Origin of the sequence: Sphingomonas sp. Leaf67 (genome assembly GCF_001421965.1) — a bacterium.
Classification (GTDB): Bacteria; Pseudomonadota; Alphaproteobacteria; order Sphingomonadales; family Sphingomonadaceae; genus Sphingomonas.
Window position 1 is genome coordinate 790084 of the sequence record NZ_LMLP01000001.1, and the last position, 12860, is coordinate 802943.

16 protein-coding genes are annotated in these 12860 nt (G+C 65.6%); 2 read left to right on the forward strand and 14 right to left on the reverse strand.

What is annotated here, in order from left to right:
* Positions 1–74: 74 nt before the first annotated feature.
* Positions 75–2393 (forward strand): ATP-dependent Clp protease ATP-binding subunit ClpA, encoded by a 2319-nt coding sequence (gene clpA / locus ASE90_RS03870; RefSeq protein WP_055996145.1) that lies wholly within the window; start codon positions 75–77, stop codon positions 2391–2393.
* A gap of 149 nt (positions 2394–2542) precedes the next feature.
* Complete coding sequence (locus tag ASE90_RS03875) at positions 2543–3448, forward strand: GGDEF domain-containing protein (protein WP_200910769.1); 906 nt, start codon at positions 2543–2545, stop codon at positions 3446–3448.
* Positions 3449–3490: 42 nt separating this feature from the next.
* Here ASE90_RS03875 and pal read toward each other — a convergent pair whose 3' ends face one another.
* The 14 genes from pal to ASE90_RS03945 form a co-directional block, all read right to left on the reverse strand.
* Entirely contained in the window at positions 3491–4018 is a 528-nt protein-coding gene (gene pal, locus ASE90_RS03880) for a peptidoglycan-associated lipoprotein Pal (RefSeq protein WP_055996148.1), read from the reverse strand.
* Between the two features lie 72 nt (positions 4019–4090).
* A complete protein-coding gene (tolB, locus tag ASE90_RS03885) occupies positions 4091–5413 on the reverse strand; it encodes a Tol-Pal system beta propeller repeat protein TolB (RefSeq protein ID WP_055996151.1) in 1323 nt (440 codons plus the stop codon).
* A 13-nt stretch (positions 5414–5426) separates the two neighbouring features.
* The gene (locus ASE90_RS03890; protein ID WP_055996154.1) at positions 5427–6407 is read right to left on the reverse strand and encodes a hypothetical protein; all 981 of its coding nucleotides are present in this window, start codon (positions 6405–6407) and stop codon (positions 5427–5429) included.
* A gap of 4 nt (positions 6408–6411) precedes the next feature.
* The gene (gene tolR / locus ASE90_RS03895; protein WP_055996157.1) at positions 6412–6843 is read right to left on the reverse strand and encodes a protein TolR; all 432 of its coding nucleotides are present in this window, start codon (positions 6841–6843) and stop codon (positions 6412–6414) included.
* 3 nt (positions 6844–6846) lie between these two features.
* Positions 6847–7536, reverse strand: a complete 690-nt coding sequence (tolQ, locus tag ASE90_RS03900; protein WP_414888890.1) for a protein TolQ — start codon at positions 7534–7536, stop codon at positions 6847–6849.
* Positions 7536–7994 carry a YbgC/FadM family acyl-CoA thioesterase gene (locus tag ASE90_RS03905; protein ID WP_055996163.1) on the reverse strand — a complete coding sequence of 153 codons (459 nt, stop codon included), beginning with the start codon at positions 7992–7994 and terminating at the stop codon, positions 7536–7538. The genes tolQ and ASE90_RS03905 overlap by 1 nt, the downstream gene beginning before the upstream one ends.
* 59 nt (positions 7995–8053) lie before the next feature.
* Positions 8054–8380: a hypothetical protein gene (locus ASE90_RS03910; RefSeq protein ID WP_055996166.1), complete on the reverse strand. Its 327-nt coding sequence runs from the start codon at positions 8378–8380 to the stop codon at positions 8054–8056.
* Positions 8381–8389: 9 nt separating this feature from the next.
* Entirely contained in the window at positions 8390–9409 is a 1020-nt protein-coding gene (gene ruvB / locus ASE90_RS03915; protein WP_055996168.1) for a Holliday junction branch migration DNA helicase RuvB, read from the reverse strand.
* A 71-nt stretch (positions 9410–9480) separates the two neighbouring features.
* Positions 9481–10083, reverse strand: coding sequence for a Holliday junction branch migration protein RuvA (ruvA, locus tag ASE90_RS03920; RefSeq protein WP_055996171.1), 603 nt, complete (start codon positions 10081–10083; stop codon positions 9481–9483).
* Between the two features lie 118 nt (positions 10084–10201).
* Complete coding sequence (gene ruvC, locus ASE90_RS03925; protein ID WP_055996174.1) at positions 10202–10711, reverse strand: crossover junction endodeoxyribonuclease RuvC; 510 nt, start codon at positions 10709–10711, stop codon at positions 10202–10204.
* 145 nt (positions 10712–10856) lie between these two features.
* Positions 10857–11600, reverse strand: coding sequence for a YebC/PmpR family DNA-binding transcriptional regulator (locus tag ASE90_RS03930; protein ID WP_055996177.1), 744 nt, complete (start codon positions 11598–11600; stop codon positions 10857–10859).
* Positions 11601–11629: 29 nt separating this feature from the next.
* Positions 11630–12163 carry a DUF1003 domain-containing protein gene (locus ASE90_RS03935; protein ID WP_055996180.1) on the reverse strand — a complete coding sequence of 178 codons (534 nt, stop codon included), beginning with the start codon at positions 12161–12163 and terminating at the stop codon, positions 11630–11632.
* Positions 12164–12186: 23 nt separating this feature from the next.
* The gene (locus ASE90_RS03940) at positions 12187–12423 is read right to left on the reverse strand and encodes a DUF2312 domain-containing protein (RefSeq protein WP_055997244.1); all 237 of its coding nucleotides are present in this window, start codon (positions 12421–12423) and stop codon (positions 12187–12189) included.
* Positions 12424–12492: 69 nt separating this feature from the next.
* Entirely contained in the window at positions 12493–12858 is a 366-nt protein-coding gene (locus tag ASE90_RS03945; protein ID WP_055996181.1) for a DUF1244 domain-containing protein, read from the reverse strand.
* Between the last annotated feature and the right edge of the window lie 2 nt (positions 12859–12860).

Sequence of the window (12860 nt, forward strand, 5' to 3'; positions counted from 1 at the left end):
CCGACATGGTGGAAGACCCGGGACACCGGGACGCAGGGCCGGCGCGTTCCCGCCGGCCGACCGGAGTGAATTGAATGCCATCCTTCGCATCCGCATTGGAATCCACGCTGCACAAGGCGCTTGAGGCCGCATCCTCGCGCCGGCACGAATATGCGACGCTCGAACATCTGCTCTTCGCGCTGACCGACGATCCGGACGCGGCGAAGGTGATGACCGGCTGCGGCGTCGAGCTCGACGAACTGCGCACCACCGTCGCGCATTATCTCGACACCGAACTCGACACGTTCAAACTGGACGCCGCGACCGATCCGTCGCCGACCAGCAGTTTCCAGCGCGTGGTGCAGCGCGCGATCCTGCACGTCCAGTCGTCGGGCCGCGACGAAGTGACCGGCGCCAACGTGCTGGTCGCGATGTTCAGCGAGCGCGAGACCTATGCCGTCTATTTCCTGCAACAGCAGGACATGAGCCGGCTCGACGCGGTCAGCTTCATCAGCCACGGCGTCGGCAAGGGCGGATCGACCGCCACCGAAACTCCTAGCCCCAAGGGTACCGAGGAAAAGGAAACGCCGAAGGTGGCCGACAAGGGCAAGGGCGAAAGCGCGCTCAAGCAGTTCTGCGTCGACCTGAACGAAAAGGCGAAGATCGGCAAGGTCGACCCGTTGATCGGTCGGTCGGCCGAGGTCGATCGCACGGTACAGATCCTGTGCCGCCGGTCGAAGAACAATCCGCTGTATGTCGGTGATCCGGGCGTCGGCAAGACCGCGATCGCGGAAGGGCTGGCGCGCAAGATCGTCGAGGGCGACGTGCCCGAAGTGCTGTTGCCCGCTGTCATCTACTCGCTCGATATGGGCGCACTGCTCGCCGGCACCCGCTATCGCGGCGATTTCGAAGAGCGACTGAAACAGGTCGTGACCGAGCTGGAGAAGCTGCCACACGCGGTGCTGTTCATCGACGAAATCCACACCGTCATCGGCGCTGGTGCCACCAGCGGCGGGGCGATGGACGCGTCGAACCTGCTCAAGCCTGCGCTGTCGGGCGGGCAAATCCGCTGTATCGGCTCGACCACCTACAAGGAGTTCCGCAACCACTTCGAAAAGGATCGCGCACTGCTGCGCCGGTTCCAGAAAATCGACGTGAACGAACCGACGGTCGAGGATACGATCAAGATCCTGACCGGCTTGCGCACCGCGTTCGAGGAGCATCACAAGGTCAAGTACACCCCCGATTCGATCAAGTCGGCGGTGGAACTCTCGGCGCGCTACATCAACGACCGCAAGCTGCCCGACAAGGCGATCGACGTGATCGACGAAGTCGGCGCGATGCAGATGCTGGTGCCGGCCCCCAAGCGCAAGAAGACCATCACCTCGAAGGAAATCGAGGCGGTCATCGCAACGATGGCGCGTATCCCGCCGAAAACGGTTTCGACCGACGATACGCGCGCGCTCGCCAATCTCGAACTCGACCTGAAACGGGTGGTGTTCGGACAGGACGATGCGATCAAGGCGTTGTCCTCGGCGATCAAGCTGTCGCGTGCGGGCCTGCGCGATCCCGACAAGCCGATCGGCAACTATCTGTTCACCGGCCCCACCGGCGTCGGTAAGACCGAAGTCGCGCGCCAGCTGTCGGAAATCATGGGCATCCCGCTCCAGCGGTTCGACATGTCCGAATATATGGAACGCCATTCGGTCAGCCGGCTGATCGGTGCGCCTCCGGGCTATGTCGGGTACGATCAGGGTGGTCTGCTCACCGATGCGATCGATCAGCAGCCGCATTGCGTGCTGCTGCTCGACGAGATCGAGAAGGCACATCCCGACCTGTTCAACATCCTGTTGCAGGTGATGGACAATGGCAAACTGACCGACCACCACGGCAAGACCGTCGATTTCCGCAACGTCATCCTGATCATGACAACCAATGCGGGCGCGTCGGACATGGCCAAGGAATCGATCGGTTTCGGCCAGATCGATCGCGAGGATGTGCAGGAAGAGGCGGTGCGCAAGCTGTTCACGCCGGAATTCCGCAACCGGCTGGATGCGATCGTGCCGTTCGGCTACCTGCCGCCGGAAGTCGTCGCGCGGGTGGTCGACAAGTTCATCCTTCAGCTTGAACTGCAGCTGGCCGATCGCAGCGTTCATATCCGCCTCGACGAAGCGGCGAAGACGTGGCTGACCGAAAAGGGCTATGACAAGCTGTACGGTGCGCGTCCGATGGGTCGGTTGATTCAGGACAAGATCAAGCAGCCACTCGCCGAGGAACTGTTGTTCGGCAAGCTGGTCCATGGCGGTGAGGTCAGCGTGACGCTCAAGGACAATGCACTGGCGTTCGAAATCACACCGGCCGCTCCCAAAAAACCTCGCAAGGGCGGCAAGGCCAAGGCTCCAGCCGAAGCGTAACGCCGTTGTCCCGCCGCCAGCCACGACTGGCGGCGGGCAAATCTTAAACACTCTATCGTAGAATTCTGTTGCGGATCGACAACGAAACGTCTGGCCGGTCAAGTCTTCTACTCGATCGGTTTGCCTGTCACTCCGTACGGAACAGTATCGTGTCCGCAACCGTCGCAAAACTGATCGAAGGGGTCGGCCAGGCCGACGCGATGATCGCGCTCTACGACCCCGCCGGACTGATCCTGTTCGCCAATCCCGCGTTTCGGCGCGCCTTCTTTCTCGGACCGGACGAGCGGATCGACTGGGTGTCGATGATGCGTCGGAATCATGCCCATCGGCGCGGTCCGATCGTGTCGCACGATGATTTCGAGGTCTGGTTAAGCTCATCGCTATCGCGCCGCGGCAAGGTGCCGTCGCTGTCGATCGAGACCGACATGCATGACGGAACGTGGCTGCATATCGTCGAGCAAACCTTGCCTGACGGCCATATCCTGTTCACCGCGCTCGACATTACCCGGCTGGGGGAATCGGAGCGTGCCCTGCGCCAGGAACGTGACATCGCGTTGAAGTCGGCCTCGACCGATCCGCTGACCGGGCTGTCGAACCGGGCGCACATCATGGAATTGCTCGGCTGCCGGATCACGGCATTGCAGGCCGGTCGTTCGACCGACACGGCGGCAATGCTGATCGATCTCGATCATTTCAAACAGGTCAACGACCGCTTCGGCCATGTCGCCGGGGACCAGGTCCTGCAAGCCTTCGCACGGACGGTCCGCGCCGGCCTGCGCACGTGCGACGCGTTCGGACGGATTGGCGGCGAGGAGTTTCTGATCCTGTTCCCCGATCAAGGGATCGCCGATGCCGAAACGGCGGTCGGCCGCTTGCGCGACAAAGTCCGCGAGGTTTCGGTAATCGCGACGCAGCCGGACTTCCGAATCGATTTCTCTGCCGGCATGACCATGGTCCGCGCCGACGATACTGTATCGACCGTCTATACCCGCACCGACCGCGCGCTCTACGCCGCAAAGGCGGAGGGGCGCGGCCGGCTGAAGCTGGCGGGTTGATCCCCTGCCCGATCGCCGCTCGACCGGGCAGGTATGATCCTTTTACTGCAGCACCACCGTCACCGCGCGACGGTTCTGCGCCCATGCACCTTCGTCCGAACCGAGCGCCAGCGGGCGTTCCTTGCCATAGCTGATCGTGGTGATCCGCGACGGCGAAATGCCGCGGGTCGCCAGATAGCTGGACGCCGCATTGGCCCGGCGATCGCCGAGGGCGAGGTTGTATTCGCGGGTACCGCGTTCGTCGCAATGCCCCTCGATCGTCACGCGCACATTCGGATAGCGCGCCAGCCACTGTGCCTGGCTGTCGAGTACCGCGCGTGCCGACGCATCAATATCATATTGGTCGAGACCGAAATTGATCGTGTCGCTTGCCACCGACTGCTGAAAATCGGCGCGCGATCCCGGCACGACGCCCGTGGTGCCGGTGCCCGTTCCGGTATTGCCGGTACCGGCGTTCGAATCGACTGTCTGGCCCGGTGCCGGCGGCAGCACCTCGGGTCGCTTCTTGGCGCAGCCGGCGGTCGTCAGCAGCGCCGCGCCGACGATCAGCGTGGTCGAAAACTTGGTCATCAAAACCTCCCTTGGTCGTATCGCACCCGCTACAATGCCCCTGTACCGGAGTTGCCCCTGTTGGTGAAAGCCTCAGGACCGGATCGGGCCCCAGCTCGGGTCCGACCCGTCGAGCGCGGTCGGAATGCGGCGGATGTTCGATCCGGTCAGGTCGACCGACCAGATCTGTGTCTTGCCCGATCCCTGTGCGCTGCGGAAAAAGGTCAGCACGCGGCCATTGGGCGACCAGCTCGGTCCTTCGTCGCCCCAGGCATCGCTCAGCAGCTTTTCGCCACCGCCCGAAGGGGACATGATGCCGATGCGGAACGATCCACCGCCTTGCCGGGTGAAGGCGATCAGGTCGCCGCGCGGGCTCCAGACCGGCGTTGCATAGCGCCCGCCGCCAAAGCTGATCCGCTGCTGGTTCGATCCGTCGGCGTTCATGACGTATAGCTGCTGGGTGCCCGAGCGGTCGCTTTCGAATACGATCTTCGACCCGTCGGGCGAATAGCTGCCGCCGGTGTCGATGCCGGGCGCATTGGTCAGCCGCTGCGGACTGCCGCCCGCTGCCGGCACGCGGTAGATATCGGTATTGCCGGCCTGCGCCATCGAGAACAGGACATAACGGCCATCGGGCGAGAAGCGCGGCGCGAAGGTCAGCGACGCATTCTGCACCAGCAGCCGCTGCCGCCCGGTGCCGAGATCGAGAATGTAGATCGCCGGCCGGTCGTTGACATAGCTCATATACACGATCGACTGCTGGCCCGGCGCGAAACGCGGGGTCAGCACGATCGACTGGCCGTTGGTCAGGAAGCGGTGGTTGGCCCCGTCCTGATCCATGATCGCCAGCCGCTTGATCCGTTTGCCCTTCGGCCCGGTTTCGCTGACATAGACGATGCGGCTGTCGAAATAGGGGCCTTCGCCCGACAGGCGGGTATAGACGGCATCGGCGCATTTATGTGCGGCGCGACGCCATTCGGCCGGCGGCACGTTGAACCCCTGCCGCGTCAGTTCGGTGCGGCCGAACGTGTCGTAGAGATAGCAGCCGATCGTCAGCGTGCCGTTCGCCTCGGCACGGACATAGCCCTGCACCAGCGCCTGCGCGCCGCTCCACACCGCATAATCGGGCGACTGGACCTGTGCCATGGCGACGGCGGGAAGGCCGGCGGGGCCGGCGGGCTTGAACAGGCCGGAATTGCGCAGGTCGCCCGCGACGATTTCCGCCAGTTGCCGCCCGAGCGCATCGGTCGACCCGGCGGGGGTCGAGGCGACCTGCGGCGTCGGCATCACCGGCACCGCGATCGGCAACGGTTCGGAGATACCGCCCTCGATATCCACCTCGACCTGCGCGAACGCGGCGGGCGCGGCCAGCACGCCTGCCAGCGCCGCACCAAAAGCCAGGGTCTTTCTACGCATAAATCCTCTCCGGTCAGCCGGGTAGTTTGTAGTTGATGATGATCGTTTTCCAGCCGCCTTCATATAGTTCGTCTGGGAGTTCGTAAGGTGCGCACTGGATGAACGCGGCAATCGCCATTTCACCAACCCGCTGGGCGTACCGCTCGTTCTCGCCATCGACGCCGGTCTGGCCACGAATGGTCGGCTTGGCCGCAAGCGTACCGTCGGGACGCATGTTCAGCACAACCTTGGAGGTGATCTGGTTGGCACCGGGTCCGGGGCTGGGCACCCGATTGGCGCAGGGCTGCACTTGCCGGCGGATTGCGGCGCCCAGGCCAGCGACCTGCTGCGTCGAAACTGCCGTACCGCGCGGTGCCTCCGCCTTGCCAGGCTTGGGCGTGTCGGCAATGCCCTTCAGGAAATTGTCGCCCAGACGCCCGCCTCGCGGCCGGGGGGCGGTCGCCTGCGCATTGGTGCCTTGCCCCTTGGTCGCGGCGGGTTTGGCGGCTGCAGGTTTCGCCGGAGCCTTCGCCGCTGGTGCGGGCCGTGCCGGTGCCGGCGCGGGACGCTGCGCCGGCCTGGCCGGAGCCGGCTTCGGTTCCGGCTTGGGCGCGGGCGCGGGTTTCGGCGCAGGCTTGGGGACCGGCTTCGCCACCGGCTTGGGAGCCGGAACGGGCTTCCGCGCGGGCTTTGGTTCAGGGCGCGGTGCCGGCTGCGGACGCGGTGCCGGCGCCGGCGGCGCGGGTGCGGGTTCCGGAGCCGGTTCTTCCACCGCCTCGGGCGGGGCGGCGTCTTCCGGCGCGCCGGTGTCGGGGGCCTGGGCAACCGCCGGAGCGTCGGTCTGGGCAGGCGCGCTCTGCTCGGCGGCGACGTCCTCCGCAAAGCTGACGTCCATCGGCTGGCTCTTCAACTTCACCGGATTCGGCGTGGCGAGGAAGCCGACCGACAGCAGGCCGAACAGGACGGCATGTCCCGCAACCGCGATGCCAAGCCCGATCTTCTCCGCCTTCTGCATCGCGTTACTGCGCCACGCTGATCAGCGACACCCGGTTCAGCCCCGCGCGGTTCAGTTCGCCGAGTACGCCGTTGACCCGGCCGTAATCGAGCGCGCGGTCGGCGCGCAGCATCACCTGTCGTGGTTCGGTCGCCCCGGCACCCGCCGCCGCGATCTTTTCCAGTTCGCCGGGCAGATTGTCGGCCGACACTTCGACATCGTCGAGATAGGTCCGGCCATCGGCATCGATCGACAGCGTCACCGGCTGCTGCGTCTGTTCGACCGCCTTCGCGCGGCTGTCGGGCAGGTTCACCGGCACGCCCGCGGTCATCAGTGGCGCGGTGACCATGAAGATGATGAGCAGCACCAGCATCACGTCGACCAGCGGCGTGACGTTGATCTCCGCCATCGGCGCACGACGCCCTTTACCCTTCGCGGACGGCAGGTTGATGCCCATCGTTCAGACCCCTTCGAGCTGACGCGACAGCGTGGCATGGAACGCGTCGGCAAAGCGGTTCAGCCGCGACTCGATCCGGTTCACGCTGTGGCTGAAGCGGTTATAAGCGATGACGGCGGGGATGGCGGCGAACAGGCCGATCGCGGTGGCGAACAATGCCTCAGCGATGCCGGGCGCGACGACGGCCAGCGACGTATTCTGTTCGGACGCGATCGCGGTGAACGACCGCATGATGCCCCACACTGTGCCGAACAGCCCGACGAACGGTGCGACCGACCCGATCGTCGCCAGCACGTTCAGCCGGTCGGCCAGCGTCTCGCTCTCGTCCGCCACGCTCGATGCCATCGCGGTGGCGAGCCGTTCGCGGGTGCCGTCGCGATCGATCTGCTTCGATGCGGTCGAGCGACGCCATTCGCGCACCCCCGACGAAAAGATGCGGGCGATGGCGGTGTCGCGCGTCCCCTGCAACCGGTGGAAGGCGTCGATATCCTCGGCCTGTTCGAACTCGGTTTCGAACCGGTCGATGTCGCGCCGCACCTTTCGCGCGCGGACGAGGAAGCCGATGATGATCGCCCACGTCCAGATGCTGGCCAGCAGCAGGCCGAGCATCACCGCCTTCACCACCCAGTCGGCGGCGAGGAAGAGCGCGACGGGCGACATGGTCGCGGCGTCGGTGTTCACGAGTACGTCCATCATGCCCCTTTTTCGGTTGCGACCAGGCGCTGGAAGGTGTCGACCCACGCGGCCGGTTGACGACGCGGACGCCCGTTCGGGGCCACGAACGCAACCTCAACCCGGGCCGATGCCAGTAAGAGTGTGTCGCGGATGACTGTCTGATGAATATCGACCGCCGCCGCGCGCACGCGTTCGACGGTACTGACCACGACCAGCGCATCGTTCAGTCGCGCGGGCGCCCGCCAGTCGAGCTGCATCGAGCGGACGGCATAGGCCCCCTCACCCGTTTCGTGCGCGGCGCGTTGATCGATACCGGCGATCATCAGCATGTCGCTGCGCGCGCGTTCGAAATAGCGCAAATAATTCGCATGATAGACGACACCCGACAGATCGGTGTCCTCGAAATAGATGCGAACGGGAAAGCGATGCGTACCGCCCGTGAAGCGGCCGCCGGCCGGCTGGTCGGGGTCGGTCATTCGTCCGCTTTAACCACTGCGACCGGACGGGGAAAGGGGTGAAGGGCCCGTCCGACCCGTCAATCCGCCGGCGATTCGTTCAGGACCGTGACCTGGGTAAAGCCGGCCGACTGGGTCAGATACAGGATACCACCGATCACCCGGTACGGGGCCGCGACCTTTCCCAGCACCGCGATCGTGACCGGGCGGTCCTTGTCCGGCAACGCCTTGAGCGCCGCTGACATCGCGTCCTGTTCATCGGGCAGCACGAACTGCACCCCTTCGATGTCGATCCGTGCGGCGGCATCGCCACGCATCGTCACGCCGATCGTGAGCGGCGTTTCGGCGGCACCAACGGGCGCGTTTATCAAACCCAGCGCAGCCGACGTCAGCAAAGTCTTCTTCATGGCGATTCCTCAGTCGAACAGACCGTCCTGCGATCCGGCCGGCGGTTCGAAGCCGAGATGCTTCCATCCGCCGGCGTTCAGGCAGCGCCCCCGCGCCGTGCGCGCGACCATGCCGATCTGGATCAGATAGGGTTCGATCACTTCCTCGATCGTGTCGCGCGGTTCGGACAGGCCGGCGGCCAGCGTCTCGACGCCGACCGGGCCGCCGCGATACACATCGGCGATCATCGTCAGATAGCGGCGGTCCATCGCATCAAGCCCCTTGGCATCGACCTCCAGCCGGTTGAGTGCGGCATCGGCGGTGCGCGCATCGACGGTCTCGACCCCCGCGACATTGGCGAAGTCGCGGACCCGGCGCAGCAGGCGACCGGCGATCCGCGGCGTACCACGGGCACGCCGCGCGACTTCGGTCGCGCCGTCCCTCGCGATGCCGAGCCCCAGCAACCCGGCCGCGCGGATGACGACGCGGGTCAGTTCGTCGACGGTGTAGAACTGCAGGCGAACCGGAATGCCGAAACGGTCGCGCAGCGGCGTGGTCAGCAACCCCTGCCGGGTCGTCGCCCCGACCAGCGTGAAGCGCGGCAGGTCGATGCGGACGCTCCGCGCCGACGGCCCCTCACCGATCATCAGGTCGAGCGCACGGTCCTCCATTGCCGGGTACAGTACTTCCTCGACTGCCGGATTCAGCCGGTGGATTTCATCGATGAACAGGACGTCGCCGTCTTCGAGGTTGGTGAGCAGCGCGGCGAGGTCGCCCGACTTGGCGATGACCGGGCCAGACGTGGCGCGGAACCCCACGCCCATTTCGCGCGCGACGATCTGCGCCAGCGTCGTCTTGCCGAGGCCGGGGGGACCGAAGAACAGCACATGGTCAAGCACGTCGCCCCGCCCGCGCGCGGCATCGATGAACACCCGCAGATTTTCACGCGCCGCCTGCTGCCCGACGAATTCGTCCAGCGCCTTGGGGCGGAGTGCTGCGTCGACGTCCTCGGGACGGCGAAGCGGGGTGGTCATGCGGTCGTCGGTCACGCGTGTTCCCTAGCTGTTCGCGTGGGAGGAAGAAAGCTGCTTCAAAATCCTCCCCGTGCCGGGGAGGAGCTTTAGGTGCGGGACGCTTTTCGCAGCGCGAGCCTGACCATCGCGTCGAGACTGGCACCCGCGCCCAGTTCCTCCGCCGCCTTGCCGACCGCCGTCGCCGCTTCGGCCGGCCGGAAACCGAGGTTGAGCAACGCCGACACCGCGTCCCCCTCGACCCCGTCACCGCCCGCCGCGGGTGCCACCACCCCCGGACCGATCGCGATGCCGCCGACCTTGTCCTTCAGTTCCATCGCGATACGCTGCGCCAGTTTCGGGCCGACGCCGTTGGCGCGGGCAATGCTCGCCTTGTCGCCGCGCGCGATCGCGGTGCGGACTTCCTCGGGCGACAGCGTCGACAGAATGCCGAGCGCCACCCGCGCGCCGACCCCCTGCACGCCGGTCAGCAGCCGGAACCAGTCGCGCTCGTCCGCCGTGGCGAAACCGACCAACCGGATGAAATCCTCGGCGACCAGCATCTCGGTATGGATCGTCACGCTGCCGCCGACCGGCCCCAGCGCCTGCAACGTCCGTGACGACGCGCCGACCAGATAACCGACGCCGTTCACGTCGATGACGGCGTGGTCGATGCCGGAGACGGACAGCGTGCCTTTGAGATGGGCGATCATGCAGGATTTCTCTCAATACACCGTATCCCCGCGCAGGCGGGGATCCAGGGCGACAATCGACGCCGGTTCTGTATGGCTCTGGATCCCCACCTGCGCGGGGATACGGGCGCGGCAAGGGTCACGCCCCGATCCCTGTCGACCGCCGCGCCCGCGCATGGGCACTGGCAAGGTGATGGGCATGGGTAATCGCCACCGCCAGCGCGTCGGCGGCATCGGGACCCGACAGCTTCACGCCGGGCAACAAATGGCCGACCATCGCCTGAATCTGCTTCTTGTCCGCGCCGCCGGTGCCGACCACCGCCTTCTTGACGATGCTCGGATGATATTCACCGATCGGAAGTCCTGCGGTGGAGGCGGACAACAGCACGACGCCGCGCGCCTGCCCCAGCTTCAGCGTCGACTGCGCGTTGCTGTTGCCCAGCACCTCCTCGACCGCCGCGCCATCGGGGCGTTCGGTGCGGATCACCTCGCCCAACGCACCGAACAGCAGCGCGAGACGGCGGGGAAGCTGCATCGAGGGGTCGGTACGGATCTGGCCGTTGGCGATGTGGCTGAGGCGGTTGCCATCGGCCCGGATGATGCCCCAGCCGGTGGTGCCGAGACCGGGGTCGAGGCCGAGGATCAGCACGTTCCAGACCCTCCCCGTTCACGGGGAGGGCGACCAGCGTAGCTGGTGGAGGGGGGCTTCCGCGAGCGCTGTGCTGCGAGGTGCTCCCCCTCCACCACCGCTGCGCGGCGGTCCCCCTCCCCGCAGGCGGGGAGGATGAAAGGCGTCAACCCAGCTTCTCCATGACCTCGTCGGACACTTCGTAATTGCCCCATACGGTCTGGACGTCGTCGTCGTCGTCGAGCGCGTCGAGCAGCTTGAACAACGTCGCCGCATCGTCCTCGCCGACCGCGACCATCGTCTGCGGCCGCCATGCCAGCTTGGCACCCTCCGCCTCGCCCAGCACCGGTTCCAGCGCCTTGGCGACTTCGTGGAGATCGCCCACGGCAGTCCAGATTTCGTGGCCGTCCTCGCTCGACGTCACGTCCTCGGCTCCTGCTTCCAATGCGGCTTCGAACACCTTTTCGGCGTCGCCGGCCTTGGCAGGATAATTGATCAGGCCCACCCGGTCGAAGCCGTGGCTGACCGAACCGGCGGTGCCCAGATTGCCGCCATTCTTCGACACGGCGGTCCGCACATTGGTCGCGGTGCGGTTCCGGTTGTCGGACAATGCCTCGATGATCAGCGAAACTCCGGCCGGGCCGAAGCCCTCGTAGCGGATTTCCTCGTAATTCTCGAGATCGCCCTTCGACGCCTTGTCGACCGCACGCTGGATATTGTCCTTGGGCATCGACTGCGCCTTGGCGGCGTTGATCGCCGCGCGCAGGCGCGGGTTCATGTCGGGATCGGGCAGGCCCATCTTCGCCGCGACGGTGATTTCGCGGCTGAGCTTGCTGAACATGCCCGACCGCTTCTTATCCTGCGCACCCTTGCGGTGCATGATGTTCTTGAATTTGCTATGGCCTGCCATCGGTGCCTCTTTATGTTCTGTGTCCGCTCTTAGGCGGACGGCGCGCGTTGCGCCAGCGCGTCGATTTTCGCCTCCAGCGCCGCCAGCCGGTCGATCACGTCGACGTCCAGCTTGGCATGCAGCGCGAGGATGTCGATCTCTGCGCGCAGGTTGGTTTCATAGTCGAGCCGCGCCGCCAGCCGATCCTTTTCCGACTGCCGGTTCTGGCTCATCATGATGACCGGTGCCTGGATCGCGGCCAGTGTCGACAACATCAGGTTCAGGAAGATGTAGGGATAGGGGTCGAACGCCAGCCCGAAATGCGACAGCACGTCGGAATTGAGCAGCATCCACCCGAGCAGCACCGCCGTGAAGGCGATGATGAACCCCCACGACCCGCCGACCGCCGCCACCCGATCCGCCAGCCGGTCGCCGACCGTCGAGCGCAGGTCCGATTCGTCGGCCGCATCGCGCGAGACCGGCGCGCCGCGTTCGATCGCGGACAGGACATGGGCTTCTTCCTCGCCATGCGGATCGCCATGCCCCTTGAGCAGGCGCGTCGCGAAGTGAAAGACGCTGGCCATGTCGCTGCCCCCTTGTCCGGTGTTCAGATACCGAGTGCCTGTTTATAGGTTTCGAGCAGCATGTCCGCTTCGTCGCGGTGATGCTTTTCCATCCGGCGCAGGCTGATGATCTTGCGCATCGTCTTCACGTCGAACCCGGTCGACTTGGCTTCGCCATAGACGTCCTTGATGTCGTCGCTGATGCCCTTCTTTTCTTCTTCCAGCCGTTCGATACGTTCGATCAGCAGGCGGAGCTGTTCCGCCGAAACATTGTCGGTCATGCGGTCCTCGAATTTCACGCGAATAGGGAACGGGCGCGCCTAGCCGATCCGCGCGCCCGCCTCAACCGATCAGCGCGGCTCGGTGATCGCCGGCGGGTCGCTGGCCGGGAAGCTGTCCTCCAGCGCCTCGTCGAGCGCGTCGTCGGTCTGGTTCCGCGCGACGCTTTCTTCCATTTTCGCGATCTGCTCCGGCGTGGCAGGAAACTGGTGCGTCGCCTTCCACCGGGCATAGGGCATGCCGTACACCGCCTCACGTCCCTCGTCCTTCGACACGCCCGCCGCTTCACCCAGCCAATCGCCGAGGCAGTTGCGGCAGAAACCGGCCAGTCCCATCAGGTCGACATTCTGCGCGTCGGTGCGATGTTGCAGGTGACGCACCAGACGCCGGAACGCCGCCGCCTGTGCCTGTTCGCCCATTGAATCGATTGTTGCCATGA